We start from the raw sequence: 26,933 nt of genomic DNA on the forward strand, positions 1-26,933 counted from the left end.
TTCGGCTCGGTCAAGCAACTGATTAAGCGTATCGATCAATTCGTGTCCCACTACAACGAGAATTGCAAACCTTTTACATGGACCGCTTCCGCTGACTCCATCCTCGCAAAGCTACAAAGACTTTGTACGAGAATCAGCGGAACGGAACACTAGCAGCGTTTGGGCAAATGCCCGCCTGCGCATCCACTATTGTCCTGGTTTAATCGGCTGGCATACTAAAGGCACTTGCGCGCTTAGGCCACCCAATACACACCGGGACTATTCACGAGATGACTGAACCAGCAAATGCACTTACCTTGCGCGACATCCGCCGTGCCGTCGAGAGCGGTGTCCTTACAATCCGGCAAAGCATTGAATCCGCCGATGAGGCGGCCCGGCGAACACAGCCGTGGTTGCATGCATTCAGTTATCTGCCGGACTCGCCAGCGGTCAATCAAGCAGATACCGGGTTGCCGTTCGCGGGCATTCCCGTCGGCATAAAGGATCTTATCGACACGGCGGACATGCCGACCGAGTACAACTCGCCGGCCTACGCGGGCCGCAGGCCCGGGACCGACTCGGTATTGGTGGCGCGCTTGCGGCAAGCGGGTGGAACCGTCGTGGGAAAGACCACACAACAGAGTTCGCCTGGCGCCATCCGGGTCCAACGGTTAATCCGTGGAATACGAAACATACGCCCGGAGGCTCGTCCAGCGGGTCTGCCGCGGCTGTGTCAGCGGGGATTGTCCCTCTCGCGTTCGGGACACAGACCATTGGTTCCGTCATTCGCCCTGCAGCCTATTGCGGTGTCGTGGGATTTAAACCGACCTATGGCAGCATCGCCAGAACCGGTGTGTTGCCGCTGGCGCCATCGCTCGATCACATAGGGCTGTTTACCGCCAACGTTGCGGATGCGGCTTACGCCTTCAAGGTCGTATCGGGCGGTGACGACCAGGACTTTCACTCTTCTCATGTACGCCGCAATGGCAAAGGCAATGACGGCAGCGCACACATGCGCATCGGTATGCTGCGCAGACCAGTAGGGACCGCGATGGAACCGGCTCAGCACAGCGCGTTGACGCAACTGGCCGCACGACTGGAAGCGGATGGAGCGGAACTTGTCACGGTCGATTTTCCCGACGAACTGGGGGACATGGGCGCGTTGATCTCCGCGATATTGTCGGTGGAAGCCGCGGTGGTGCACGGCGCGCTTCTGGACCGGTCGCCCGGTCTCGTCAGCCCGGTCATGACATCGTTGATCAACGATGGCCGCGGGGTATCGAGCGTTGACTATGCGCGGGCGAGGGCTGCGCAGGTGCGGCTTGCCCATTTTTTTGACCACTGGTTGCAAGCCGCCATGCGTCTTGACGCGCTTCTCGTCGCGCCGGCGCCGGGGGAAGCACCGGTCGGGCTCAGCTATACCGGCGACGCTTCGTGGTGCGCTCCATGGACATTCCTGGGCGTTCCCACCGTCACCGTACCCATTGCTCTCGGACCAGCAGGGTTGCCCCTGGGCGCTCAACTGATCGGCGCAGCCCAACACGACGAACGCTTGCTTGCGGTGGCAGAGTGGGTGGAAGCGCGAGCGGGCTGGCAGGATGTGAAGCTGAAGGCAAGCACGAGTCGCGACAACACACGCGACACGTGATGTTTCAAACTCCGCGGCCCAGTCACGTAAATGACCGATCAAGACGGTGATTGCGCCGCACGCATGTCATGCGCCGCACTGAAGACACGCGCTACCACTACGACCAGGAAACCGTAGAATGCAAAGGCATCGAGACAGCACAACACGTGACCTTGCGTATCCGCTCGTCGCGCAGTCACACTGAACGTCCTCCATGTCGGGAGCAGTCTTGTGAAAGATCCGCTGGTTCTTGGCTTCGTGCTGGTCATGACCGACGTCGTGCTCTGGCGTGCGGCGTTTCCACGCAACGACACCATTTGCTTGCTGCTCAGACTGGTGATTTTCGCGCTGCTGAGCGCCCTGTTGTTCGAATCGGCCCTGAGTCCCTTCACGCCGGCGCCGTGGCCTGAATCCCCGGGCCGTCATCTTGCGGCGCAGATCATCGAGGTGTCGTGGTGGCTCATCGGCGCGCGTCTCCTTACGTTGTCGCTGGACGCCGTGTTCCGATCGCGGCATTGGCACAAGGAGCGTCTCTTCCAGGACGTACTTGGCGCACTGGTGTTTCTCGCAGCCGTGGTGGCCTCACTCGCATTCGTGCTGGGGTTGCCGGTGACAGGACTGGTCGCTACCTCCGGCGCGTTGGCAATCGTGCTGGGTCTCGCAATCCAAAGCACGCTTAGCGATGTGTTCGCCGGGATCGTACTGAACACGACCGAGCCCTATCACATTGGGAACTGGGTATCGGTCGATGGCGTGGAGGGCAAGGTGCTGGAGATGAACTGGCGTGCGACGCACCTGCTCACCTCCCAGGGCAATGTCGTCATCGTCCCAAACAGTGTGGCGGCCAAGGCGAAAATTACCAACAGCAGCCGTCCCGTTGCGCTTCACGGCGTGTCCATCACGCTCCAGATTTCGCCGGAAGAACGCCCGGCTACGGTCCTTGGCGCATTGGAGCGCGCAATAGAGGGAAGCAGCATGGTGCTGCAATCGCCGGCGCCCTATACGCTTGTCAAGAAAGCCTCGATCAATGCGATTGAATACGAAGTCACGGTTTATGTCGACGACATAGGCAAGTCCGTGGTCGTGACGAACCAGCTTTACGACCTGTGCCATCGTCATCTCGCCGCTGCGGGAATCGAACTGTGGCCATTGAGCGTTCCCCGGCCGCCACGCCACGACGCCGCCGACAGCCGGCAACGGCTCCTGTCGCACGTCGAGCTCTTCCGTGCCTTGAAGAGCGAGGAAGTCGAAGCGCTGTCGAAGAGACTGTCGCGTCACGAATATGAAGCGGATCAGGTAATCGTCAAGTCAGAGGAGGTGACGGACTACCTGATGATCGTCGAGTCGGGTGTCATTTCGGTGATGGTGGCAGGACCCTCGGGTCCGGTCGAATCCGCGCGCCTGGGACCTGGAGACTCCATTGGTGAAGCGGGCGTCCTGGCGGGGTTGCCGGTCCAGGCGCAAGTCACGGCTTTGACGCGGGCGATAATCTATCGGCTGGACAAGACGGACCTGACGCCCTTGTTAAAGAGCCGGCCGGAGGTCGGCCAGCAGATGTGCCACCTGCTTTCGCAACGGCAAGACTCCCTGCGCAAGCTGAACACCGAGATACCCGTGCCAGTGGGCACCGAACACACGCTGCTGGACTGGGTGCGCGCCGGCATGCACAAGCTACATGACCTGACCACTTAGCGAGTCCATGAAGCAAACGGCTTGGCGAGCAGTGGATTAGAGCAAGGGGCCATCGGCTCGCATGCAACTCATGTTGGCATAAAAGCGCTCTTTAGCGCTGACATTCAGTCGACTTAAAAAGGCAGCCTCATGCTTTGCCTTATGTCTTGTTTTTCAATAAAAAACCATCGCTATAAAAATGCCCGATTTATTGGCTAATACAAAGAGCGTCTTAGTCGTCAAGGCTAGCGGCAATCCACTGCTGGCCTAAGTACCTCATGCCGTGTTGCTTACATTGCACGTGCTCGCAGGCTTTGCCAACCGAAACACATCAAGATTTTCGATTTGTCGGATCGAAATTTTTCAATGTTTCATTCGTGTCCGTGCCGTAAGATTTGCCAACTGAATCGCTTATTGCCGTCACCCGTTTTTTCACCAGTCTCCCTTCGGAATGGAGTGTGCGATGGTCCGGATCGGGCAACTTCTCATCTCCCTCGAAAGCAGGGAAATCCAGCTCAACAGCGAATCGCTGCGCATTGGCCGCCGCGCATTCGACATTCTTGAGGTATTGATCCGCGCAGAGGGAACGCGCAGCCCACAAAGAAACTAGAATCTCCACTAGAGAACAGCGGTTCAGACAAAACGATCAGGAGACGTCGTGGATCTTTTCATATCGATGGAAGCGTTCGTGCGCGCCGCCGAAGCGCAGAGTTTCGCGAACGCGGCACGTCAGCTCGGTGTTGCAAAGTCGGTCGTGACATCGCGCGTGAAGCAGCTTGAAGAGCATTTCAACGTCGCGCTTTTTCATCGCTCCACGCGCGCTGTGCGCTTGTCCGAAGTGGGTGAGTCGTATTATCGCGACTGTGCGCAGCTCGTCAATAAAGTCCACGAACTGTCCGGCCGTACCAGCGCCGAAACCCATTCCTTGAGCGGAACGCTCAACGTTCACGTACTGCCAGGTTTCGCGCTGGGTCACTTTTCGCACGCGCTGATCGCTTTTCGCGAGGCGCATCCCCGTATCGAATTCGTGGTGACGGTCAACGACCGCGTGATTGATCCCGTGCAGGAAGGGTTTGACCTGGCGTTGCAGATCTACCCGCCCGCGTCGAACCTGCTGGTCGAACGCAAGCTTTTCCCGGTGCGCGGCGTGCTGTGCGCGGCACCGGGTTACCTGAAGGAGGAGCCCGTCATAGAAACGCCGCTCGACCTCGTGCGGCACGACTTTGCGCGTTATTCGTATTACCCGTGGGGCGACAACTGGCCCCTCATGAAGGGCAACGAATGTTTCGAGATCGCACTCAACCCGGTGCTCAAGACCAACAGCGTGCACCTGCTCCTCGAATTCGCCCGCGCCGGCGCCGGTGTCGCTTATCTGCCGACCATGGTGGCCGCCGCCGACCTGCTCGAACGGCGTCTCGTACGCGTGCTGCCCGAGTATGCTGCACCGCCGCTATGGCTCTCGGCGGTCTATCCTGCGTCTCACAGGTCGACCACAAAAGTGAAGGCGTTCGTCGAGTTCCTGCGTGCACGCTACCTGCGCGAACCGCAGTGGGACCGGGCGCTCGGCATCTCGCCGCCCGATGACGAAACGAAGAGCGTCGACGACGAACTCGGCGACGCGTGAGCGCGATAAGCGCCGCGCGGCGCGCTTCTTGGTACGCTTCTCAGTACTTTCCTCAGTAATTTCCTCAGTACTTTCCCTAGCGTCTTTTACGAGCACGCAAGGTTCGCCAAACGCGAACCTCAATCCATTGCCCCGTTGCGCGCGCCGCCCTAATCTTCGTTCCAAGGCAACGCGTTCATCACCGTCTTTTACGGAGCAATGGAGACAGACATGCAAGAGACCTATCTCGGCAGCCTCGGTAATTACCGCAAGGGCTCCATCGAAATCATCAAGGGCAAACCCGGACATTACGCCATGTCCAACGTATTCGAGGTCGCCAGCCACGCCGCACCCTACGAGAAAGTGGTGGTCGGTAAAAACCTCAAATACGTGATCGAGACGGTTCGCGCCGAAAGCGTCTCACCGTGGTTCAGCGCGTCGCACGACGAGTTCGCGGTGGTGCTCGACGGCGAGATCGACGTGCATTTCATCAAGCCCTCCAACGGTCCGCTCGTCAACGCCGATACGGAAGGCAGCGTGCGTCTGGACGCCGAACCTGCAGGCCAGCCGATGGGTTATGTGCGTCTGCGCCGCGGCCATCAGGCGCTGCTGCCGGCGGGCGCTGCTTACCGGTTCGAAGCCCGCCAGACCGGCGTCCTGCTCGTCCAGACCATTCTTGGGTCCTGTTCGGTCGAGAAGTGGGCCGAGATCTGCATTCAGTGAGAAAGCCGGTGATTGAGGCGCAAGCCGCCTTGTCGACCTGATCAATTTTCGAGGAACAAGCCATGGACCAGTCAGCAGGTTTTCAAAGTGTCACCGCGACCGACCCGGACGCGACGAGCGGTTACCGCACCTTCACGCTAGGCGATTTCGAATTCAGCCGGGATGCTTATTTCGTCACGGTCAAATGGCCATCCAAGGGAGAAACCCGTTCGCACCAGATGCACGCCGACGACTTCCTGCGCGCGATGATGCGCGACGTGGCGTGGGGATTTTTCTACGGCTGGGTCAACTTTGACGAAGTGATCGGCACGCGCAATCACTACGGCCGCGTGGACATGTATGCCGGTTCGTATAACGCCAGCTTCAAGGAAGCAGGCGTCGACTACACGCAGCAGTTCGAAACGCCGCTGATCATGGCGACCTTCAAGGCGATCCTGAAGGACTGGGTCAACGAAGGGTTCGATCCGTTCGCGGCTCCCGAGGAAACGGGTTCCGCATTCGGTATCAAGCATGGCGACAACATTGGCGCGATCGAGCGCACGCGCATTGCGACGAAACGCATGCCGGGGCTCGTGGGCGATTCGCCGTTGCGCGATGACCTCCCGGTTAACCGGCAATTCGCGGACGTCGGCCAGGACGAGCCGGAGATTCACGCCGAGCCGGGCTTCGAACATGAGCTGCATGCGTTCAGTCTTTTCAAGTACCTCTCGCGTTCGGACGTGACCTGGAATCCATCGGTGACATCGGTGTGCAAGCAGAGTCTCTTTTGCCCGACCACCGAGGAATTCGTGCTTCCGGTTTTTCACGGCAACGACCGCGTGGAGTGGTTCCTGCAACTCTCCGACCAGATCATCTGGGACGTCGGCGACAAGGACACGGGTGAACCCCGTGCCCGCATCACGATGAACGCCGGCGACATCGCCGCCATGCCGGCCGATATTCGCCACAAGGGTTATTCGCAAAAGCGTTCGATGCTGCTTGTGTGGGAGAACGCAACGCCCGATCTGCCCAAGCGTTACGAGAGCGGCGAACTCCCCCCGTATCCCGTGCCGCTTTAAACCCCTTTTTCGTCTATCCAGGTCCCGAACGACGCAGGCCCCGCCGGCGTCGCGGGCAGGGCTTTGTCTTCAGTTTTTATCAGGCAGGACCACCATGCAAACGCAACTGTTCATCAATGGCCGTTTCGTTCCCGCCGAGAGCGGTGAAACGCTGGCGTCACTCAACCCGCACGACAACTCCGTGATCGCCCAGGTATCGATGGCCGGACCTGCGGATATAGACCGTGCCGTCGCCGCGGCAAAAGCCGCATTCCCGAAGTGGAGCAACATGGCGGCGATGGATCGCGGCCGCCTGCTGCTCAAGCTGGCCGACGCCATTGAAGCGAATGCCGATGAACTGGCCCGGCTCGAATCGCTGGATACGGGTCATCCGATTCGCGATACCCGCAATCTCGACGTACCGCGCACCGCCGTCACGTTCCGTTATTTCGGCGGCATGGCGGACAAGTTCGAAGGGTCGGTTGTGCCGGTTGAAGCGGGCTTCCTGAACTATGTGACGCGCGAACCCGTTGGCGTGGTCGGGCAGGTGGTGCCATGGAATTTCCCGCTGATGTTCACCAGCTGGAAGATGGCGCCCGCGCTTGCCGCCGGCAATTGCGTGATCATGAAACCGGCTGAACTCACGCCGCTTTCCAGCCTCGCGATTGCCGAACTGATGGCCGAGGTGGGCTTCCCGCCGGGCGTGGTCAACATCGTTCCCGGTCTCGGTCAGGTGGCGGGGCAATATATCGCCGAGCATCCGGAGATCAGCAAGGTGGCATTCACGGGCTCGACCGCAGTCGGGCGCAAGGTCGTGCAGGCCTCGGCAGGCAATCTCAAGAAGGTGCAACTCGAACTGGGCGGCAAGGGTGCGAACGTCGTATTCGCCGACGCGAACCTTGACGCTGTCGTGCAAGGCTCGGCGTTCGGGATCTTTCATAACCAGGGGCAGGCGTGCATTGCCGCTTCGCGGCTGATCGTGCATGAGTCGGTCGCGGACGAACTGCTTGAGCGTTTTATCGCGCTGGCGCGCTCGATCAGGATCGGCGATCCGCTCGATCCGGCAACCGAGATGGGGCCGCTGACGTCGCGTCATCATCGGGACCGCGTGCTGTCTTATGTCGATGTCGCGCGCGAGCAAGGTGGCCGCATTCTGTCAGGCGGCAAGGCGCCGGATAACGCCGCGCTTGCCAAGGGTTGTTACGTTGAACCGACTATTGTCGCGGCGAAGCCAGGGGACCGCGTGTCGCAGGAAGAGGTGTTCGGACCGTTCGTTACGGTGAGCACATTCGGGAGCGACGAAGAGGCCCTGGCCATTGCAAACGGCACCGAATACGGCCTTGGCGCCGGCATGTGGACACGCGACCTGCAACGCGCACATCTCTTTGCGCGGCAGTTGAAAAGCGGCATGGTCTGGATCAATTGCTATAAGCGCGTGAGCCCGGCGTCCCCGTTCGGCGGCGTGGGATCGAGTGGTTATGGCCGCGAGATGGGCTTTGAAGTCATGCGTGAATACACGCAAGCCAAGTCGGTCTGGGTGAACGTCGACGCCAACATTCCGCCTTACTACCCGCGCTGATCATGGACCCGTTCATCTATCAGGGCATGCCTTCGCGCGTGGTGTTTGGCGCGGGCAGCATCAGCCACCTCGAGCGCGAGATCGATTTGCTGGGGGCCAGGCGAGCCATCGTGCTGTCCACGCCGGAGCAGCGCGAGCAGGCCGAAGTGTTCGCCGCGCGACTTGGCTCACGGGCGGTCGGGGTGTTTTCGAAGGCGGTCATGCATGTGCCTGTCGAGACCGCGCAGGCGGCACGCGACTACGCCGCGAAGCTGGGCGCCGACTGTGCCGTGGCAATAGGCGGCGGCTCCACGACGGGGCTCGGCAAGGCAATTGCGCTCACCTCATCGCTGCCGATCCTTGCGGTTCCGACCACGTACGCCGGCTCGGAAATGACGCCTGTCTACGGGCTTACCGAAGGCGGGTTGAAGAAGACCGGCCGTGATCTGCGGGTGCTGCCGAAGACGGTGATTTACGATCCCGAGCTCACGCTGTCGCTGCCCGCCTCGCTTTCTGTCACGAGCGGCATCAACGCAATCGCGCACGCCGCGGAAGGGCTCTACGCGCAGGATGCGAATCCGATTACCGCATTGATGGCCGAGGAGGGTATTCGCGCGCTGGGAGCGGGTATAGGCCGCGTCGTATCACGCCTCGACGATCTCGATGCCCGCGCCGATTGCCTCTATGGCGCGTGGCTGTGCGGCTCTGTGCTCGGCAGCGTTGGCATGGCGTTACATCACAAGCTATGTCACACGCTCGGGGGCACCTTCAACTTGCCGCACGCCGAGACACACACCATTGTGTTGCCGCACGCCCTTGCGTACAACCGCGAAGCCACACCGCTCGCGATGCAGCGGATCGCGCGCGCACTTAAGGCATCGGATGCCGCGCAAGGCGTGTTCGATCTTGCCCGTGACAACGGCGCGCCGACGGCGTTGAAGGATATCGGCATGAAGGAATCGGATATTGGCGTCGCACTGGATATCGCGTTGAAGAACCCCTACTGGAATCCAAGGCCACTTGAGCGTGCCGCATTGCGGGCTTTGCTCGAAGCCGCTTACGAAGGCCGCCGCCCCGACTGATTACCCTGGGTCAGGCACGCAAGAAGGCCGGCACAGCACGATAAAAGACTGAAGGAGACAAACATGGACGATCATTCCATCGACGGCGCTCGCCGCCATTTCGTAAAGCTGGCGGCGGGCGGTACGCTTATCGCAGCCTCACCGCTGTTTGCGCGCATCGCGAACGCTGCCAGTTCGCGCACACTGAAGATTGGTTACGTGTCGCCACAAACCGGTCCGCTCGCGCCATTCGGAGAAGCGGATCGCTTTGTGATCGGACAGATGCAGGCGGCACTTAAAGACGGCATCGCAATCAATGGCAAGCAGTATCCGGTCGCGATTCTGGTCAAGGACAGCCAGTCGAATCCGAACCGCGCCGGCGAGGTGGCGAACGACCTGATCCTGAAGGACAAGGTCGACATCATGCTGGTTTCCGGTACGCCGGAGACCGCCAATCCCGTGAGCGACGCATGCGAGATCAACGAGATGCCGTGCGTCTCCACCGTCGTCCCGTGGCAACCCTGGTTCTTCGGCCGCAAAGGGGACCCCAAGAAGGGCTTTCGTTTTACGTATCACTTCTTCTGGGGCCTGGAAGACGTGATCGCCGTGTACACCGGCATGTGGCAATCGGTGCAGACCAACAAGTCGGTCGGTGGCCTTTTCCCCAACGACGGCGACGGCAACGCATGGGGTGACAACAAGCTCGGCTTTCCGCCCGTGCTCGCGCAAAAGGGCTTTACGCTGAAGGACCCCGGCCGCTTTCAGTCCATGACGCAGGACTTCTCGGCACAAATCGCAGCGTTCAAGCAAGGCGGTGCGCAGATCGTGACGGGTGTCGTGATTCCACCCGACGCAAAGAATTTCCTGGTACAGGCGCGCCAGCAGGGTTTCAAACCGAAGGTCATTTCTATTGGTAAGGCGTTACTTTTTCCGACGTCGATCGAAACGCTGGGCGATCTTGGCGAGGGTCTCTCAACAGAAGTGTGGTGGTCCCCCTCGCACCCGTTCAAGTCTTCGCTGACAGGGCAGTCGGCCCGCCAGTTAGCAGATGCGTACGAGAAGGCGGCATCGAAACAATGGACCCAGCCCATCGGCTTCGCGCACGCGTTGTTCGAGATTGCGGTGGACGCGCTCAAGCGCAGCAAGGACGTGGACTCGAACGAAGCGATTCGCGACGCGGTGGCATCAACGAAGCTTGATACGGTCGTCGGTCACGTTGCATGGGGGAGCGGGCCGGTGAAGAACGTCGCGAAGACGTCGTTGGTTGGCGGTCAGTGGGTCAAGGGGCAGTCGCATCGCTTCGACCTCGCGATCGTGAACAACCAGCTCGCGCCGAACGTGCCGCTGTCAGGCCCGCTCAAACTCATCGGATAGAGGGGAGGCGAGCATGAACTGCGTTCTCAGATTGACGGACGTCTCGAAGAGCTACGGCGCGCTGAAGGTCACTGACAACATCAGCTTCGCGATCGAACAAGGAGAGACCTACGGGATTCTCGGACCGAACGGCGCGGGCAAGACCACCCTTTTCAACCTCATCAGCGGCGACGTGAGGCCGGACGCAGGCACGATCGAATTCGACGGAGGCGATATCGGCAAGCTGGCGCCGTATCGCCGGTGCATGGCGGGTATCGGCCGCTCGTATCAGGTGCCGCGACCCTTCGGCGGGATGACGGTGTTTGAGAACCTGCTGGTAGGTGCGACCTTTGGCGGCGGACTGAAAGAACGTGAAGCAGCGGACCTGTGCATCGATGTACTCGAGCGCACCGGTCTCAAGCGCCGCGCGGACCAGTTGGCCGGCACGCTTACGCTGCTGGATCGCAAGCGCCTTGAACTCGCTCGTGCGCTGGCGACCCGGCCGAAACTTCTGCTGCTCGATGAAATAGCAGGCGGCCTGACGGAGCCGGAGACACACGAACTCGTCGATGAAATCCGCAGCGTCAAGGAACAAGGGGTGACGATCGTATGGATCGAGCATGTGGTGCATGCGTTGCTCGCCGTCGCCGACCGGTTGCTGGTCATTCACTTCGGCAAGCGTCTTGCCCAAGGCATCCCCGCCGCCGTGATGGATGACCCCGAAGTCAGGCGTGTCTATCTCGGTCTGGAGGGTTGATCGTGGAGGCCATTCTTGAAACTCGCGGACTGACCGCTTTTTATGGCGATTTCCAGGCTCTTTTCGGTATCGACGTGATGGTCGAACGCGGCGAAGTGATCGCGCTGATTGGCTCGAACGGTGCGGGAAAATCCACCTTCCTGAAGGCGCTGGCCGGACTCCTGCCGGCGTCCGAGCAGCAGATTGCCTACAGGGGCGAGGCGATCGGGGGCATGCCGGCGGCACGCATTGTCGGAATGGGGATCGCGCTCGTCCCTGAAGGGCGGCGGCTTTTCGCAAGCCTGTCCGTTGAGGAAAACCTGCTGCTTGGCGCTTATTCTTCGCGCCCCGGACGCTGGACCCTGGACACCGTCTATACGCTTTTCCCCATCCTGAAGGAGCGCCGCCATCATGCGGCAACCGCGTTGTCCGGCGGCCAGCAGCAGATGGTTGCACTCGGCCGCGCATTGATGAGTAATCCGGATCTTCTCATGTGCGACGAGCTTTCTCTCGGGCTCGCACCGGTCGTGGTCAGGGAAATCTATGCCGCGCTGCCGTCGATTGTCGGGGACGGTATGAGTGCGATCGTCGTCGAGCAGGACGTGCAACTGGCGCGACGCGTGTCAAAGCGCTTCTATTGCTTTCAGGAAGGCCGCGTGTCGCTGGCGGGCGCCTCGGCTGAGGTGTCCGACGAAGCTATCACGCGAGCCTATTTCGGAGCGGTCTCATGAGTTCACTCGTCAATATCCTCTTGCAGGGCGTGCTGCTCGGCGCCCTTTATGCACTCTTCGCAATGGGCCAGTCGCTGGTGTTCGGCGTCATGCGCCTGACCAACACCGCGCATGGCGATTTCATCGTGCTGCTGGTCTTCGTCCTGTTCGTGCTGACGAACCTGGCTCATATGCCGTTGTGGGCCGCTGTGCCGGTGTTGATCGGGATCGCATTCTGCGCGGGATATGCAGTGCAATACACCGTGCTCAATCGCGTCAGCAGCCGGGACCCCTTGCCGTCGCTCGTGGTCACCTTCGGTCTCTCCATCGTGATCCAGAACGTGCTGCAGGAAGTGTTTTCCGCAGACCCGCGCTCGCTTGCGACCGGTGGCTTCGAATCGATGAGCATTGCGTTGCCCGGCGGCATGGCGCTCGGACTTCTGCCGCTGCTTACGCTTGCCGTCGCGGTCGTGGCCACGCTTCTCCTGCAGTGGCTCTTTGGCCGCACGCCGCTCGGACGGGTCTTCCGCGCCACGTCCGACGACCGCGAGATCGTGCAGCTGATGGGCGTCTCGCCACGCAGGACGTTCGCTCTTGCAATGGGCATCGCGTTCGTGCTGATCGCGCTTGCCGCGACGCTTTATGCCACGCGTACAGCCGTTTCTCCATCCGACGGCCCTGCGCTGCTGCTCTACGCGTTCGAGGCGGTAATCATTGGCGGGATGGGTTCGTTCTGGGGAACGTTCCTCGGTGGAATCGCACTCGGCGTGGCGCAGCAGACCGGTTTCTACATCGACCCGGGCTGGGGCATCTGGCTGGGACACGTGCTGTTTCTGGCGCTGCTGACGATCCGGCCGCAAGGCCTGTTGCCCAAGACCGCGTGATGAGCGCCGGGAGGTTAAGCACATGAACGTCAATGAACGACATTTCGAAATCCGGCGGGCAACGCGGGCGAGCAGGGTGGCCGTGTTCGTGCTGTTGATTGCCGCGGTACTGGTCGCCAGTTTTCCGTATTGGGCCGGCCGGAACACCCTGCGCGACTTCACGCAGATTGCCGCGTACCTGGTCTTTGCCATGATGTGGAATCTGCTTAGCGGTTACGGCGGAATGGTGTCGATCGGACAACAGGCGTATTTCGGCATTGGCGGATACGCCATGCTGATACTCGCAAACTACGGTGGCCTGTCGCCCTTTGCCGCCGTGCCGGTTGCGGGGGTGATTGCCATGCTGATCGCGGTGCCGGTCTCCCTGGTCGCGTTCCGGCTTGCGGGCGGGTACTTCGCCATAGGCACATGGGTGATCGCCGAGGTCTTCCGCCTGACACTGGCAAACGTGTCCTGGCTCGGCGGCGGGTCGGGCACGAGTCTGACCGCGCTGCAAGACATTCCCAGGTCCTTGCGCGAGTCGCTGACGCTGTGGCTGGCACTGGCAATCGTGGTGGCCGCTATCGGCTTGCTGTATGTCTTCCTGCGCTCGAAACAGGGTCTCGCGCTCACCGCCATGCGTGACAACGCGGTGGCGGCGAACAGTCAGGGTGTCGATGTGAAGCGCGCCCGGTTCGTCGTGTATCTCGTCTCGTCAGGGGGCGCGGCGCTCGCGGGCGGGCTCTATTTCGTGAGCAACCTGCGGATCTCCCCTGACGCCGCGTTCTCCGTGAACTGGACTGCTTTTGCGATTTTCATCGTGATGATAGGCGGCCTGGGAACGCTTGAAGGACCGATCATCGGCACGTTGATATTTTTCCTTCTGAACAAGTTCCTGTCGGACTTCGGGACCTGGTATCTGATCGGACTGGGCACGCTCGCCGTTGTCGTCACGATGTTTTTCCCTCAGGGACTGTGGGGTTACGTATCGCGACGGTTCGGGCTGCAACTTTTCCCCGTCGGCCGGCGTGTCGTGTTTCTTGATCGAGGGGCGGTGGTTCGACCCGCGCGCACGGAATCGGCAGACCCCCGGCACGCGGCGCACTGAGGATAGAAGGAGTAAGCCGCCATGAACGATGGAGCGAGCAATAGCAATAGCGTGCCCCTCTGTATTCTCGAGGACGTGCCGGACGGTGGCGGCCTCGAGGCCCGGGCAGAGGTCGTGGTGCTGCGCCGAGGAGACAGCGCGTGGGCTTACCGCAACGTATGCCCGCACTTTTCCATACCATTGAACTATGAGCCGAACACGTTTTGGGCCTATGGCGGCGAGCTTCTCATGTGTGCCCATCACAGCGCGATGTTCCGCTTCGAGGACGGCGTGTGCGTGGATGGCCCGTGCCTTGGCGCCCGCCTGACCCCCGTGCCCATCCGCATCGAGGGCAGGAGAATATTTGCCGATGAATAGGCCCTGAAGCCGCTATTCCTGCAAGCTAACCAGTGAACCGGCCGCTTCGCCGCGCTTGAACGCCTCAATGTCCCTATACCTCGCACCGGGATGCCCGGCCGGCAGCAAGCGCCCCTTGCCAAACAGTTTTTCGCGCAGCGTACCGGGCGTATATTCCTGGCGATAAACGCCGCGCCGTTGCAACTCCGGCACCAGGTGATTGACGATGTCCTCGAAGGTCTCGTGCGCAACCGCATACGCAAGATTGAAGCCGTCCACGCCGGTTTCTTCCACCCAGGTTTGCAGGATATCGGCAACGGTTGCCGCCGAACCCACGAACACCGGTCCCATGCCGCCAATACCACCCCATGCCGCGAGTTCGTCGATGGTCCAGGATTTCGCACCGCCCGCCAGATGTTCGATGGCGGAGGCAATGGCGTTGGTTTCCACTTTCCTCACCAGATCGGTTGGCGCGTACTGACCGAAGTCGACGCCCGTCCAACCAGACATGAACACAAGTGAGCCGTCGTATGACGTGTAGCGGCGGTACTCCTCGAACTTTGCCTGCGCCTTGGCATCCGTCTCGTCCACGATGACCGTGACCAGGTTGTAGATCAGCAAGGCGCCCGGATCACGCCCGCCAAGCGCTGCCTGTTCGCGGACGTCGGCAACATAGGCCTTCAGCACTTCCTTCGTCGGGGCTGCGACGAATACGCACTCGGCATGCCGGGCCGCGAACGCCTTGCCTGCACCCGACGCACCAGCCTGATAGAGCACGGGAGTGCGCTGAGGCGAGGGTTCGCAAAGATGGTAGCCGGGCACGTCGAAGTATTTGCCGTGGTGACCTATCTCATGCACCTTCTCGGGGTGCGTAAACACCCGGTTGTGCCGGTCGCGGACCACGGCATCGTCTTCCCAGCTTCCCTCGAACAGCTTGTACAGCACCTCAATATATTCCGCTGCCACTTCATAGCGGTTCGCGTGCTTGCGCAAGCCGCCTTCGCTGATATTCTTCGCGCCGCTTTCCAGATACGACGTCACGATATTCCATCCCACCCGGCCTTTGGTGTGATGGTCGGCTGTCGAAAGCCGCCGGGCGAATGTGTACGGATGCTCGAAGGTCGTCGACGCCGTGATGCCGATTCCCAGATGCTCGGTCACCATCGCGATAGGCGCCGCAAGCTGCAGGGGATCGTTGACGGGGATCTGCGCCGCTTGGTGGATCGCGTGATAGTTGCTGCCTTTGTAGACGTCGTAGTAACCGATTACGTCGGCTATGAAAATGCCGTCGAAGAAACCCTTCTCGAGAATTTTTGCAAGATCCGTCCAGTACTCGAGGTCCTTGTATTGCGATGACCGGTCGCGTGGGTGAGACCACAGGCCCGGCGACTGATGGCCGACGCAGTTCATCTCGAACGCATTGAAATGGATGGTTTTGCTCATGGCTGCCGGCTTCCCGATGATCACACTAACAACCGGACAATCTAGTCTTCGAATCGACTGCACGCTCCAACAATTTCAGCTTTGCATAGGTGTGTGGCTGCAAAGGCTTGTGCTTCAGTTCAGTGCGTGCGGCAGATCATGATGGCTTGCCCCTTGCGGTTCATATCGAAAGAAAAACTCCTTCTTTGCGTGACGTGATGGCTGTCCGTATAAAGCTTCTTTGCCGTGCAATCTCACTCGTCAAGGAGGCGCATCTTGAGCACCGTCGACATTGAAACCGCCCTGCCTGCGTCACTGCCGATCGGATCGGCCAGCGACGTGTCGCGCTTGATCAACACAAGCCTCTCGAAGAACAATCACGCGCGCGTGATTGTCTTGCTCGCGCTAGGCGGCGTTTTTCTCGATGCATACGATCTGACGACGCTGTCGTATGGCATTCAGGACGTTACGCGTGAATTCAACCTGACCCCGGCGCTAAGCGGCTTCGTCAGTTCATCCATCATGATCGGCACGATTCTCGGCAGCCTTGCCGGTGGATGGCTGACGGACAAGATCGGCCGCTACCAGGTCTTCATGGCCGACATGCTGTTCTTCGTTGTTGCGGCCATTGCAGCCGGGCTCGCGCCGAATGTCTGGGTGCTGATCGCCGCGAGGTTTGTGATGGGATTGGGCGTGGGCATCGACCTGCCCGTTGCCATGGCGTTTCTCTCGGAGTTTTCGAAATTCAATGGGCGCGGCAACAAGGCGTCACGGCTCGCGGCGTGGTGCCCGATGTGGTATGCGGCGTCATCGGTGTGTTTCCTGATTGTGTTCGCGTTGTACTTCATTCTGCCGGCTCAGCACGCCGACTGGCTTTGGCGGGCGTCGCTGATCTTCGGGGCCGTGCCGGCACTGATCATCATCATGGTTCGCAGCAAGTTCATGAATGAGTCGCCGTTGTGGGCGGCGAACCAGGGCAATCTTAAAGAAGCGGTGCGTATCTTGCGTGAGTCGTATGGCATTCACGCGCACGCCGTGGACGATACGCAAGAGCAGAAAGCGTCGAAGCAGCCGCCGGCCAAATTCCGCGTGCTGTTCCAGCGGCCCTATCTGCAGCGGACGCTCGTTGCCAGCGTGATGAATCTCTGCATCCCGTTCGAATACACGGCGATCGCCTTTTTCCTGCCGTCCATACTGTCCCAATTCCTGGGCGCGGGTGTGTTTGAAACAATCGCGGCATCGCTTGGGCTGAACGTGTTGTTCGCGCTGACAGGCGGTCTGCTCGGCATGAGGCTGGCTTATAAATTCCCTTCACGTCACGTTGCAATCGCGGGCTTCGCATTGCAGTTCGTATCGTTGATTGCACTTGCGTTGATAGGACATCCGCAGGCGGCGCTGGGTATTGGCCTTGCCGTGCTGATGTTGGGTACGTGGTTGTTCGCTGAAGGCTTCGGCCCGGGAGCGCAGATGATGATCTATCCGGCCTTGTCCTACCCGACTTCCATTCGCGGTACCGGTGTAGGTTTTGGCCGGTCGCTGGCTGGCATTGGAAGTGCACTCGCGTTGTTCGTGCTGCCTATCCTCAAGGCTCGTTTTGGCACCGACATGTTCTGGATCGTTGCGTTGGCCGCCGTGATTCCAATCGTGTTCCTGGTGCTGATCCGCTATGAGCCGACCGAGCACGATATCGACGACGAAGACGCGCCAACGCCGGCAACAGCTAGAGCGCCGGCTTGCCTATGTTAGTCGTGCGGTCGGTGTCGAAACGCTTCGGCCCGACGGTCGCGCTCGATCGATTCGATCTCTCTGTCGCGGCGGGCGAGGTCGTGGCTTTAATGGGCGCCAACGGGGCGGGAAAGTCCACGATCGTCAAGATACTGAGCGGCGTCTATTCCGGTGATGGAGGGTCGCTTGAACTGCACGGCAAGCCGTACGCGCCGGCCAGTCCGCAGGAAGCGAAGGCGCTGGGCGTAGCGACAATGCATCAGTCGATCGCCGACACGGTCGTGCCCACCCTGTCGGTCGCGGACAACCTCCTGCTCGATCGTTTCAACAATGCGGCCACGCCATGGTTTGTCAGGCCTGCGGCGCGGCTCGAGGAGGCGCGCTCCATTGCTGCACTGGTTGGCCTCGACGTCGACCTGCGTGCACCGTTGTTCACGCTGTCGCTTGCGACAAGGCAACTCGTCACGTTGGCCCGGGCGCTGGCGGCCAAGCCGTCCTTCCTCATACTCGACGAACCAACGGCAAGCCTCTCGGCTGCGGAAGCCGAGCGTCTCTTTACCGCACTCGACATGCTGCGCGAGCGAGGAGTCGCCATGCTGCTGGTCTCGCATCGGTTAGGTGATCTCAAGCGAATGGCGGACAGGGTGGTCATCGTCCGCGATGGCCGGCTGGTAGCCAATCTGAAGACGCCGATTGATTTCGACGACGCCACTGAAACCATGATCGGCCGAGCGTTGCCGAAGACGCGAGAACGAAGAACGATACGTTCGACGGCGGATCAGGAGCTTCAGGTCCGAGGCCTGAAATTGTTCCCCGGTGCGGATAGCCCGGCGCTCGACTTCGACGCCGCTAGTGGCGAGATTGTCGCGTTTGCGGGGCCTCTGGGAGGCGGCAAGTCGCGGCTGGCGCGGACGCTGTTTGGTATCGAACGCGTGGTCGCGGGCACGATGACAGTCGATGGCCGGCCGTGGCAGCCGCGCTCCGCTGCCGAGGCAATCCGCGCGGGCGTTTTTCTTGTAGGCGAGGACCGCTGGAGCTCGTCGCTCTTTCCGGACAGCGTGTCATTCGCGTCTATAGAAGGCACGTTGAGTTTTCCGTTCCTGTCGAACTGGTTCAGGGACGGGTGGGTGAACAAGTCGCGCGAACGCCGCGAGGCCGCGTCCGCCATCGAGCGCTTTTCCATCAGATGCAACGGTCCGGATGATCGCGTGGTCAACCTCTCCGGCGGCAACCAGCAGAAGGTCGTGCTTGCCCGCTCGCATGCAGAACCCGCACGCCTGTTGTTGCTTGACGAGCCGTTCCAGGGTGTTGACGCCGGCGCTCGCGCGGACATTGCCGATGTGCTGCGAGCGAATGCGGCGGGGCGGGTGACGCTGGTGTTCGTCAGCGCTATCGAGGAGGCGTTCGAGGTCGCGGACCGGGTGCTGCACTTCGATCGTTCGATCATTGAAACAAACATTGAAGATCTTGCCGGAGCCTGACGCATGAAACCTGGCGCTTCTACCGAAGCAAGCTCCGTTACTCGAACGGAGTTCAGACGCACCAGCATCAGGACGCAGCTGGAACGCAGCGGCATCTTGCTGCTGCTCGTGGCGATGAGCGCGGTATTTACCTGGCGTGAGCCGGCATTCCTTAGCGTGGACAATCTGTTCAGCATCTTGCAGGCTGCGTCGATTGTCGCGCTTCTGGCCGTGGGCGTCAGTATTACGCTAGCGGTAGGCGGCTTCGATTTGTCGGTCGGCAGCACGGCCGCAACGGCGCAGATGGCCGCGAGCTACGTGCTCGTTGTGTGGCATGGCAACGCGCTTGCCGCTGTTGCGGCGTGCCTGGCGTTAGGTGTCAGTGCGGGCCTTTTTAATGGCTTGCTGATCACGCGTCTTCGTGTCCCGGACCAGCTTGCCACCCTCGGAACCTTGTTCCTGCTGGCGGGGCTGCAACTGATTCCAACGGGCGGGCGTTCGCTCGCAACCGGCACGATCCTGCTGGACGGCACGGAGACCACCGGGACGTTTCCGACAACCTTCCTGGCGTTGGGCCGGGCTCGCTGGTTTGATGTCGTGCCGGTGCCGGTCATTGTGCTCGCCGTGGTGACGCTGGTCGCGGTGCTCGTCATGGAATTCACACGATGGGGTCGTGTGCTCTATGCAACCGGCGGCAACGAAACGGCCGCGCGGCTCGCCGGTGCGCCGACGGCCCGTTATCGTGTGACGGCGTATGTCGCATCGGGCGTGATCGCTTCACTCGGCGGCGCGTTGATTGCCGCGCGCGTCGGACGTGGCGACGTCGGCGCCGGAAATTCACTGCTTCTGGATGCAGTCGCCGCCGCGCTGATCGGTTATGCGGTGTGGGGTGCGAAGCGTCCCAACGTCCTGGGATCGGCCGTTGGCGCCGTGTTTGTCGGCGTGTTGCTCAACGGACTGACCATGCTCAATGCGCCTTATTACATGCAGGATTTCATCAAGGGTGCGTTGCTGGTTGGCGCGCTCGCCTTCACGTTCAGCATCGGCAAGCAAGGGGGGCGGTGAATCCAGTTCGGCAATAGCGTCTAATTAGCCGACTCGCGCCGGTTCGCGGTGATGTTCGATTTTCACGCAGTCAATCGGGGCGAACGAACGGCCGCGCTTTTATGTTCACATGCGCAACGGGAGCAAGCGGTGGCGCGGGATGATGGGTCTACAAAAAGGTGGGCGTAGCGCGATGAAAAACCGCGCTACGCCCACTTTGTTTTTAGCGTTTTTGCGTTTCTGCTTAGCGAATCCTATGGCTTGTTAGAAGGGCGAAAAGCCGAAACCACCGCGCTGTCCCTGGTCGCCGCCTTGATTGCCTTGATTGTCATCAGTATCGAAGCGGAACGAACTGAACAGGTCGCCAATGGCCGGTTGATTCGTGGGCACGTACGGATTGGACGCGACTTGAACCGGATTTGGCAGGTTGTCGCGGCTTCGATCCGTGATCGGGTTGAGGCGCCAGTTACGCTCGATAAATTTTACGATCGAGACGTGATCCGAGTACTCGTGAACTACGCGGCCACCGCGCGAAAACGGTGAGACTACGATCATCGGAATGCGCGGACCGTCGCCGAAGAAATCGACTGGCTGGATATAACCGGAATCGTAGTAACCACCACCTTCATCGGTCGTGACAAAGATCGCCGTCGAGGCCCAAAGCTTGGGATTCTGCTGCACCGTATCGATCAGCTTGTGAACGAACCCTTCGTAAAGACCGAACTTCGAAGACGAAGGATGGCCGTCCAGTAATCCGCCCGGTTTGACGAACGATACCGCCGGCAATGTGCCGTTGGCGATGTCCGTATAGAGATCGCTTGTATCCTGCAAGTGCGCCTTCACGATCGCCGGATTCGTCATGATGTTCGTTTCATACAGGAACGGATTGCAGATGTTGCAGTACACGCTCGTGGGCGACTTGGCGACAAAGGTGTTCCATCCCTCGCCGTAGTATTTCCAGGAGATGTTCTTCTCAAGCAAGGTGTCGCCAATCGTGCGCACGGGCGAAGGCGGAATGGTAAAGGTACTGGTATTGACCGAGCCGTCGCCGTTGTACCCTGGGTTGTAGTTATTCAGCAGGTAGTAGGTATTGGCCGCGCAATTCGCCTTGGGGTGGTAGGACAGATTGTCGAGGTAGCGCCGTACTGCGCCAACGCCGGGCTGATTGATATCCGAGCAATTGCTGTAAGTCCCGCCCGAATAACCGTCCTGCGCATACCAGTTGTTAGTGCCCGCTTGCGGGTGCGGGTTTTCGATCTCGTTGACAGGCGGTGTTGCAACATTGCCGTTGCCATCGGTGTAGTGGAGCGCGTCTGCCGTTCCAACCATGATGCTGTTGGCACCCGTGCCGCCCATCACCGGCTGGTGATAGTTATCGCTGATCGTGTAGTGGCGGGCGAGTTCGTTGAAGTAGGGCATGTCGCCCGTATTGACGTTGTAATAACCCAGCGCGGTAGACCCTTCCCCGGTCGTCTCGTCCGTGAAGTTCGCCGGCCGCGCGTTGCCGTTCGAACCAGCACCTATCGTTGTTTCAACCCAGGCGAAGAGGTCCATCTTGCAGCCGCTGGGATTCTCTGCCGTCGCGTGCGAAATGCTGCAATCGGATTGCTGCCAGTTCTGATAGAAGCGGTGAACGGGGCTGTTCATGTATTGGTCGTAGTTGGGACCGACCCGCGAAATCTGGTAAGGACCGTTCGGCAAGTTATAGGTGTTCGCGCCAAAGCGCGTGTCCACGGCTTGCTGCGGCAAACCGCTTGCGCCGGTAGTCAGGTGTATCACGTCCTGCGCTTCCAGCACGGCGCCTTCAGCTGCCTGTGCTGCGGCTAGCGTGGCGAACGGCGGCGGGTTCGTATCGCTTGCGGACGTCGGCGTGGAACCGGTGTTTGGCGCCGGCAGCACCGTATAGGGTTTCTTCGATCCGGGACTCATCTCGAACAGATTGGTATTGGTGGCGCTTGCGGTGTTTTGCGCGGCGAGCGAAAAGTTCGGACCTGGCTTGCCATCCGCCGTGATGATTCCCTTGGAAAGCAGGTTCGAAACGAACTGTCCGTTGCGCGGCTTATAGGCGCCGAACACGTGATCGAAAGTGCGGTTCTCGCCTACGATGACGATCACATGCTTGATCGGCGACGCAGTCAACGCTGACGCATCGGGGGTTTGGGACTGGCTATCCGCAAGCGATGGATAGATCGCGCCTGCAAGGGTCAGAGCAAAGGCGCTGCCTAGAAGACAGCTTCGCACCACCGGTTTCGCCAGCTGCTGGCTTATTTGTTGCATGGAACTCTCCTGAACATAAGACGGTTGCGAGGGCTAGCGATGTCTTACGCAATCTCCTCGATTCTTACCGGGCATTACACGGAGAGAACTTAGAGAGATCCAATGACAGATTGAGGACACGGACAAGTCGCGCGCGTGCTATTCATGTGACCCGGTTGACGAATGAATTTGTAATATCTTTCATTAAGCAAACTCCCGAATTTCATCGCGCGGCCGGCCAGCAGCCGACAAATCAGTTTTCTGAATTAAATCGCCGGCATGTCGGATGGAGTGCCTGGGGTGTGAAACCTGGAATGAATCGCACCCAAGGAGCGAGGGAGGTCCATGATGGAAGCCGCGCAAGTGAAATTGATAAGTATTGCAAATAAAAAGCGAAAGAAAATCATTCCACGGCGGGTCTCAATCGGCATCACCCTCGCATCGGGCAGATCGAAGTGGAAAATAGCGCGCTGGCCCGCGTGCGTGCTGCTCGTCGACTAAACTCAAGGAAAAGCACAACATGTGACCGTGTCACTATAGGCACCGACACTTCCAGACCCTGGAAACGATGCAGACCAATTCCATGCCTGGCAGCGGCACGCTTGGTCTAAGAAGCAATGGAGCTAAGCGTAGAAGCATTCCCTTGATGTCCTTAGCGTTATCGTTCGGTTTGAACCCGGTCATGGCGCTGCTAGATTGATGTCGATCCGACACATAAAAGGGTAAGCATGTCAGCCATTCCGCAAAATACAGCGACGCGTCCCGCATCAATCCATCCAGACGGATCTACAGAGAAAGAACCTGCGCATATCATCCGCGATGACGCCGAAGCCATTGCGCGCGCCCACGAAGTGGCCGCTCGTCTTGCCGAGCACGCCAGTGAGCGTGATCGCGAGCGGCGCTTGCCCCACGAGGAAATCGACTGGTTTTCACAAGCCGGCCTATGGGCAATCACCGTGCCCAAAGAGTATGGCGGTGCGGGGGTGTCCTATGTAACGCTGACCGAAGTCATCAAGATCATCGCCGCGGCCGATCCGTCGCTCGGACAGTTGCCTCAGAACCATCTGGGTCTCGTCGATGTCATTGCGCTCACCGGAACCCACGAGCAGAAGCAGTTTTTTTTCGGCGAGATAGTGCGGGGGAAGCGTTTCGGCAACGGCTTTTCGGAGAAGGGCACAAAGCACGTCCTCGACCTGAAGACACGCGTCACGGCTCAGGGTGACGAGTATGTTGTCCACGGCACGAAGTTCTATTCGACCGGCGCGCTGTTCGCGCATTACGTGCCTGTCCTGGGTCTCGACGACGAACGCCGTGGCTGGCTTGCCTACATTCCGGCAGGTACGGAGGGCTTGCAGGTTATCGATGACTGGTCCGGTTTCGGTCAACGCACGACGGCGAGCGGCACGGTTATCGCAGACCAGGTGCGGGTTCCGGCATCCCACGTATTTCCGGCGTTTCGCGTCTCGGATCAGCCGACGCTTAATGGCCCGATTTCCCAGATCATCCAGGCGGCTATCGATGCGGGTATCGGGCGTGCAGCGGTAGACGACACCCTGAAGTTCGTACGCGAGCGCTCGCGTCCGTGGATAGATAGCGGAGTGGAACGCACAAGCGACGATCCGCTTGTAGTGCGTGAGGTGGGTCATCTCCACATTCAATTGCACGCGGCTGAGGCGTTGCTCGAACGTGCGGCGCGTACGCTCGACGCAATTGCAAGCCAGGCGCATGCGCCAAGCGAGGACGATATCGCCCGTGCATCGGTGGCCGTCGGTGAAGCAAAGGTATTGACCACCGAGATCGCCTTGCTTGCCAGTGAAAAGCTGTTCGAACTCGCGGGCACGCAGTCGACGCTTGCTGCGCACAACCTGGATCGACACTGGCGCAATGCGCGTACGCACACGTTGCACGACCCCGTGCGCTGGAAATATCACCTTGTGGGCAACTACTACTTGAATGGCATCAAACCCGCGCGCCACCCGTGGAACTAAAACGGGTTGTCGATAAACAGGGCGGTGGCGCGTAGTCAGAAAAACCATACGACGACGCCTTTTCGCCGCGCGCTTTAGGTCGAACATTGTCTCCACGCGCTCAATCACGGAAACGGAAACTATCCTTTATGCTTAAACCTATCGGCCGTTTGTTCGCCGCCGCATTGCTTGCCGGAAGCATCACCGCCTATGCAGCAGGTGGCTTATCCAATGCTCCCGCGCCCTTCAATAAAGGCGGCGTCAGGATTGCGTTGGTCAACTATCTTTCGACCGGTGATTTCTTTCAGGCGTATGAAGCAGGTGCGCAAAAGCAGGCTAAAGCGCTTGGCGTCGACTTGCGTATTTACGAGGGCCGTCAGGACGCCACTCAGCAACGTGACCAGATCCAGCAAGCAATTAATCTTGGCGTTTCAGCGATCATCGTCAATCACGGCCTGCCGGAGTCCTTGAAGGACGTGGTGCAGGTGGCGCTTGATAAAGGTATCAAGGTAGTGGCGTTCGATGTTGACCTGGGAAATCCGAAAGTGCCGCAGATCGAGCAGAGTGACAACGATCTCGCGACACTGCTGCTCACTCAGGCGGTAAAAGATAACGGCGATGCGTTTGCCGCCGCGTATGTCTATGTGCCGGGTTTTGCGCCGCTTGACCGGCGCGACGCGGTCTGGAAGGCGTTCAAGACCGCGCATCCGAAGATCAGGGAGGAGGCGCGGTTCGGTACGGTGGACAATCCGATTGCGCAGTCGGTGGCCAACCAGGCAGCGGCAGCGTATAGGGTGCACCCCGATGTGCGTGTGGTGTTCGCGCCGTATGACGAGTTCGCTCGAGGCGCGAAGCTGGCTGCGGACGAGGCGGGCATTGCTTCGAAGGTCCGGATCTATAGCGCCGATATATCGACGGCTGATATAGAGGCGATCCGGGCGCCCGGGAGTCCGTGGGTCGCCACTGCCGCCACTAATCCGGCCGTAGTTGGCGCGGTCTCGGTGCGAGCCGCAGCGCTGCTTGTGGCGGGCCAGGACCCGGGGCACAGGATTGAAATAAAACCCGCGTTGATCACGCGCGATGATCTGGTCAAGAACGATATCCGCACAATTGCGGATCTTGAGTCCCGGTTCGTGGACTTCAGGCGGGCCGATGTAGCCAGGGCCGACTGGATTCCCGAGGTTCGTGATTGAAGTAAAGAATAGTTGATTCGCTATCCTGATTACTAAAACAACCTATGTCGCGATGCGGATTTACTCACTTGGCACTGGCCTGGCCCAGCGTCTTCTGCGCCTCCGCAGTGTTGTCCTTGCTGACGAGTATCGACGGTACATAGGTGGCGGGAGGCAAGGTGTGATCGCCCGCGAGATAACGCGCTACGTTGTCTACAGCGGTCTTGCCGATGAGATAAGGCTGTTGTGCGACCACGGCCGCGGCGCAGGATTCCGGGTCCTTGACGAGCGCGATGAAGTCGGGACTGCCGTCGACGGCGTAGGTTTTGATCTCCTGGCGATGCGCCGCGTCAATTGCCTGTGTCGCGCCGATCTGCGGTATATCCCACCCTGCCCAGATAGCCTGCACCGTGCCCTTCGGATACTTGTTGAGTAACTGGCTGACCTGCGAGTAGGCATCCTGCACCGTATTTGGGATCACGTCGCGCAGTTCGGGCTGAATGATCCTGATCTTCGGATACCACTTCAGCACCGAGCGTAACTCGTCGTAGCGCATCGCCATGACCGGCACGCCGTAGAAACCGTTGAAGACGAGAATATTGCCTTCGCCATGCAGGTCGCTGACGAGCTTCAATGCAAGCTGCTCGCCAATATAGAAATTATCCGATGTCGTCACGTTGATGCTCGACGGGCTGGCGGTGTCGACGGTAAAGAGCGGGATGCCTGCGTCACGGATCTTCTTGAGCCACGGTTCAAGCACGGCCGCGGTGCCAAGCTGCTCGATGATGGCGTCGGGCTTTTGCGCGATCAGTGTCTGGAGTTGTGCGATCTGCTGGCCATCCTTGCGGCCGCCGTCCATTGCGATGGGGATTCCCCCAAGCCGCGTCACTTCGTCCATTTGTCCCTTGAAGGCCTTCATGTCCCAGTAGTGTTCCGTACCGGCGACGGAGATGCCAATCCGTTTGCCCTTCAGCGACGGCACGTCGGCCGCCGCCGGTGCGCAGAGCGCAGCGCTGGTGAGTAGCACGGTGAGCAAGACCAGCACTTGTCTCCTGAACGCTCCATGAGCTTTCAGCGAAGCATGATGCTGTTCTTTATTTTTGTACTTAACCATGTCGAATGAAATTTTGCGCAATGAATGAAGGGTGTAAAGACCCGCGTGAGCGTCTCAATTCGATCATTGTATTTTCCTCGGTGTGCCGGCCGTAAAAATGGGTGATCCAGGGACCAGAAAGGGGCTTGGCGGAGCCCTGAAGAATCGTAGGGAAGACGTGCCGAGAATGACAGAAGGTCCATGTCGGAACTATTGGTGTTCCCGCTGAGAACCCTTGTGAAAGAGACAGGCGATCCGGATGAAGACGGATTTTCAATCAGTTCCCGGTCCAAGCTAATCAGGATTCCTTACAGTATTGAAAAATTTCAGCACTTAAAGAAAAACCCCGCTCAGGCGAAGCGCCTGAGCGGGGTTTCAATCAAACGAACTGTGGTTCTTGCCGCCTGGGTGTAACCAAATTGTCGGCAG

At 59.8% G+C, this 26,933-nt stretch carries 23 protein-coding genes and 2 pseudogenes; 21 read left to right on the top strand and 4 right to left on the bottom strand.

The genetic code is table 11. The annotated features are described in order from the left end of the window. The 4 genes and pseudogenes from AWB69_RS47860 to AWB69_RS21505 form a co-directional block, all read left to right on the top strand. Positions 1-153, top strand: a pseudogene (locus AWB69_RS47860) (IS630 family transposase); the annotation flags it as partial. A gap of 116 nt (positions 154-269) precedes the next feature. Beyond that, a pseudogene (locus AWB69_RS50370) lies at positions 270-560 on the top strand (amidase family protein); the annotation flags it as partial. Positions 561-562: 2 nt separating this feature from the next. After that, complete coding sequence (locus AWB69_RS21500; RefSeq protein ID WP_269447489.1) at positions 563-1,627, top strand: amidase; 1,065 nt, start codon at positions 563-565, stop codon at positions 1,625-1,627. Between the two features lie 210 nt (positions 1,628-1,837). Beyond that, positions 1,838-3,298 (top strand): mechanosensitive ion channel family protein, encoded by a 1,461-nt coding sequence (locus tag AWB69_RS21505; protein ID WP_062088473.1) that lies wholly within the window; start codon positions 1,838-1,840, stop codon positions 3,296-3,298. Positions 3,299-3,608: 310 nt separating this feature from the next. On the opposite strand, the gene AWB69_RS47865 is transcribed toward AWB69_RS21505, so the two are convergent. Next, positions 3,609-3,896, bottom strand: coding sequence for a hypothetical protein (locus AWB69_RS47865; protein WP_156528925.1), 288 nt, complete (start codon positions 3,894-3,896; stop codon positions 3,609-3,611). Between the two features lie 39 nt (positions 3,897-3,935). Here AWB69_RS47865 and AWB69_RS21510 point away from each other — a divergent pair, with 39 nt between their 5' ends. The 11 genes from AWB69_RS21510 (at position 3,936) to AWB69_RS21560 (ending at position 14,386) form a co-directional block, all read left to right on the top strand. Continuing rightward, complete coding sequence (locus tag AWB69_RS21510) at positions 3,936-4,901, top strand: LysR family transcriptional regulator (RefSeq protein ID WP_062088475.1); 966 nt, start codon at positions 3,936-3,938, stop codon at positions 4,899-4,901. Between the two features lie 210 nt (positions 4,902-5,111). Next, entirely contained in the window at positions 5,112-5,603 is a 492-nt protein-coding gene (locus AWB69_RS21515; protein ID WP_062088477.1) for a cupin domain-containing protein, read from the top strand. Between the two features lie 62 nt (positions 5,604-5,665). Further along, on the top strand, positions 5,666-6,661 hold the full coding sequence (locus AWB69_RS21520; protein ID WP_062088480.1) for a hypothetical protein: 996 nt from the start codon (positions 5,666-5,668) through the stop codon (positions 6,659-6,661). 94 nt (positions 6,662-6,755) lie between these two features. Continuing rightward, positions 6,756-8,219: an aldehyde dehydrogenase family protein gene (locus tag AWB69_RS21525; RefSeq protein ID WP_062088482.1), complete on the top strand. Its 1,464-nt coding sequence runs from the start codon at positions 6,756-6,758 to the stop codon at positions 8,217-8,219. A 2-nt stretch (positions 8,220-8,221) separates the two neighbouring features. Next, positions 8,222-9,280, top strand: a complete 1,059-nt coding sequence (locus AWB69_RS21530) for a maleylacetate reductase (RefSeq protein ID WP_062088484.1) — start codon at positions 8,222-8,224, stop codon at positions 9,278-9,280. A gap of 63 nt (positions 9,281-9,343) precedes the next feature. Beyond that, positions 9,344-10,633: an ABC transporter substrate-binding protein gene (locus AWB69_RS21535; RefSeq protein ID WP_062088486.1), complete on the top strand. Its 1,290-nt coding sequence runs from the start codon at positions 9,344-9,346 to the stop codon at positions 10,631-10,633. A gap of 13 nt (positions 10,634-10,646) precedes the next feature. Then, entirely contained in the window at positions 10,647-11,369 is a 723-nt protein-coding gene (locus AWB69_RS21540; protein WP_062088488.1) for an ABC transporter ATP-binding protein, read from the top strand. 2 nt (positions 11,370-11,371) lie between these two features. Beyond that, positions 11,372-12,079, top strand: coding sequence for an ABC transporter ATP-binding protein (locus tag AWB69_RS21545; protein WP_062088490.1), 708 nt, complete (start codon positions 11,372-11,374; stop codon positions 12,077-12,079). Next, positions 12,076-12,942 (top strand): branched-chain amino acid ABC transporter permease, encoded by an 867-nt coding sequence (locus AWB69_RS21550; RefSeq protein ID WP_062088492.1) that lies wholly within the window; start codon positions 12,076-12,078, stop codon positions 12,940-12,942. Before AWB69_RS21545 ends, AWB69_RS21550 begins: the two co-directional genes overlap by 4 nt. Before the next feature lie 22 nt (positions 12,943-12,964). Then, complete coding sequence (locus tag AWB69_RS21555) at positions 12,965-14,029, top strand: branched-chain amino acid ABC transporter permease (protein ID WP_062088494.1); 1,065 nt, start codon at positions 12,965-12,967, stop codon at positions 14,027-14,029. A gap of 21 nt (positions 14,030-14,050) precedes the next feature. Further along, positions 14,051-14,386, top strand: a complete 336-nt coding sequence (locus tag AWB69_RS21560; RefSeq protein ID WP_062088496.1) for a Rieske (2Fe-2S) protein — start codon at positions 14,051-14,053, stop codon at positions 14,384-14,386. A 12-nt stretch (positions 14,387-14,398) separates the two neighbouring features. On the opposite strand, the gene AWB69_RS21565 is transcribed toward AWB69_RS21560, so the two are convergent. Beyond that, positions 14,399-15,808, bottom strand: a complete 1,410-nt coding sequence (locus AWB69_RS21565; RefSeq protein ID WP_062088498.1) for an LLM class flavin-dependent oxidoreductase — start codon at positions 15,806-15,808, stop codon at positions 14,399-14,401. Between the two features lie 255 nt (positions 15,809-16,063). Between AWB69_RS21565 and AWB69_RS21570 the strand changes: the two genes are divergently transcribed. From AWB69_RS21570 to AWB69_RS21580, 3 genes are read left to right on the top strand one after another with little or no spacing between them, the layout of a single operon-like run. Beyond that, positions 16,064-17,533 carry an MFS transporter gene (locus AWB69_RS21570; protein ID WP_062088500.1) on the top strand — a complete coding sequence of 490 codons (1,470 nt, stop codon included), beginning with the start codon at positions 16,064-16,066 and terminating at the stop codon, positions 17,531-17,533. Continuing rightward, positions 17,527-18,993: a sugar ABC transporter ATP-binding protein gene (locus AWB69_RS21575; protein ID WP_062088502.1), complete on the top strand. Its 1,467-nt coding sequence runs from the start codon at positions 17,527-17,529 to the stop codon at positions 18,991-18,993. The genes AWB69_RS21570 and AWB69_RS21575 overlap by 7 nt, the downstream gene beginning before the upstream one ends. 3 nt (positions 18,994-18,996) lie before the next feature. Then, on the top strand, positions 18,997-20,037 hold the full coding sequence (locus AWB69_RS21580) for an ABC transporter permease (protein ID WP_062088505.1): 1,041 nt from the start codon (positions 18,997-18,999) through the stop codon (positions 20,035-20,037). A 243-nt stretch (positions 20,038-20,280) separates the two neighbouring features. Here the strand turns inward: AWB69_RS21580 and AWB69_RS21585 are convergent, their stop codons facing one another. Then, positions 20,281-22,293 carry an alkaline phosphatase family protein gene (locus tag AWB69_RS21585; protein WP_082913509.1) on the bottom strand — a complete coding sequence of 671 codons (2,013 nt, stop codon included), beginning with the start codon at positions 22,291-22,293 and terminating at the stop codon, positions 20,281-20,283. A gap of 707 nt (positions 22,294-23,000) precedes the next feature. On the opposite strand from AWB69_RS21585, the gene AWB69_RS21590 reads away from it, so the two are divergent. Together AWB69_RS21590 and AWB69_RS21595 are read left to right on the top strand one after the other, a co-directional pair. After that, entirely contained in the window at positions 23,001-24,260 is a 1,260-nt protein-coding gene (locus AWB69_RS21590) for an SfnB family sulfur acquisition oxidoreductase (RefSeq protein WP_062088507.1), read from the top strand. A gap of 128 nt (positions 24,261-24,388) precedes the next feature. Beyond that, positions 24,389-25,432, top strand: a complete 1,044-nt coding sequence (locus AWB69_RS21595) for a substrate-binding domain-containing protein (protein WP_062088508.1) — start codon at positions 24,389-24,391, stop codon at positions 25,430-25,432. Between the two features lie 64 nt (positions 25,433-25,496). Here AWB69_RS21595 and AWB69_RS21600 read toward each other — a convergent pair whose 3' ends face one another. After that, complete coding sequence (locus AWB69_RS21600) at positions 25,497-26,447, bottom strand: sugar ABC transporter substrate-binding protein (protein WP_407923049.1); 951 nt, start codon at positions 26,445-26,447, stop codon at positions 25,497-25,499. A 258-nt stretch (positions 26,448-26,705) separates the two neighbouring features. Between AWB69_RS21600 and AWB69_RS21605 the strand changes: the two genes are divergently transcribed. Then, positions 26,706-26,918 (top strand): hypothetical protein, encoded by a 213-nt coding sequence (locus AWB69_RS21605; protein ID WP_062088510.1) that lies wholly within the window; start codon positions 26,706-26,708, stop codon positions 26,916-26,918. Positions 26,919-26,933: the final 15 nt, after the last annotated feature.

It is taken from the genome of Caballeronia udeis, from assembly GCF_001544555.2.
Lineage (GTDB): Bacteria > Pseudomonadota > Gammaproteobacteria > Burkholderiales > Burkholderiaceae > Caballeronia > Caballeronia udeis.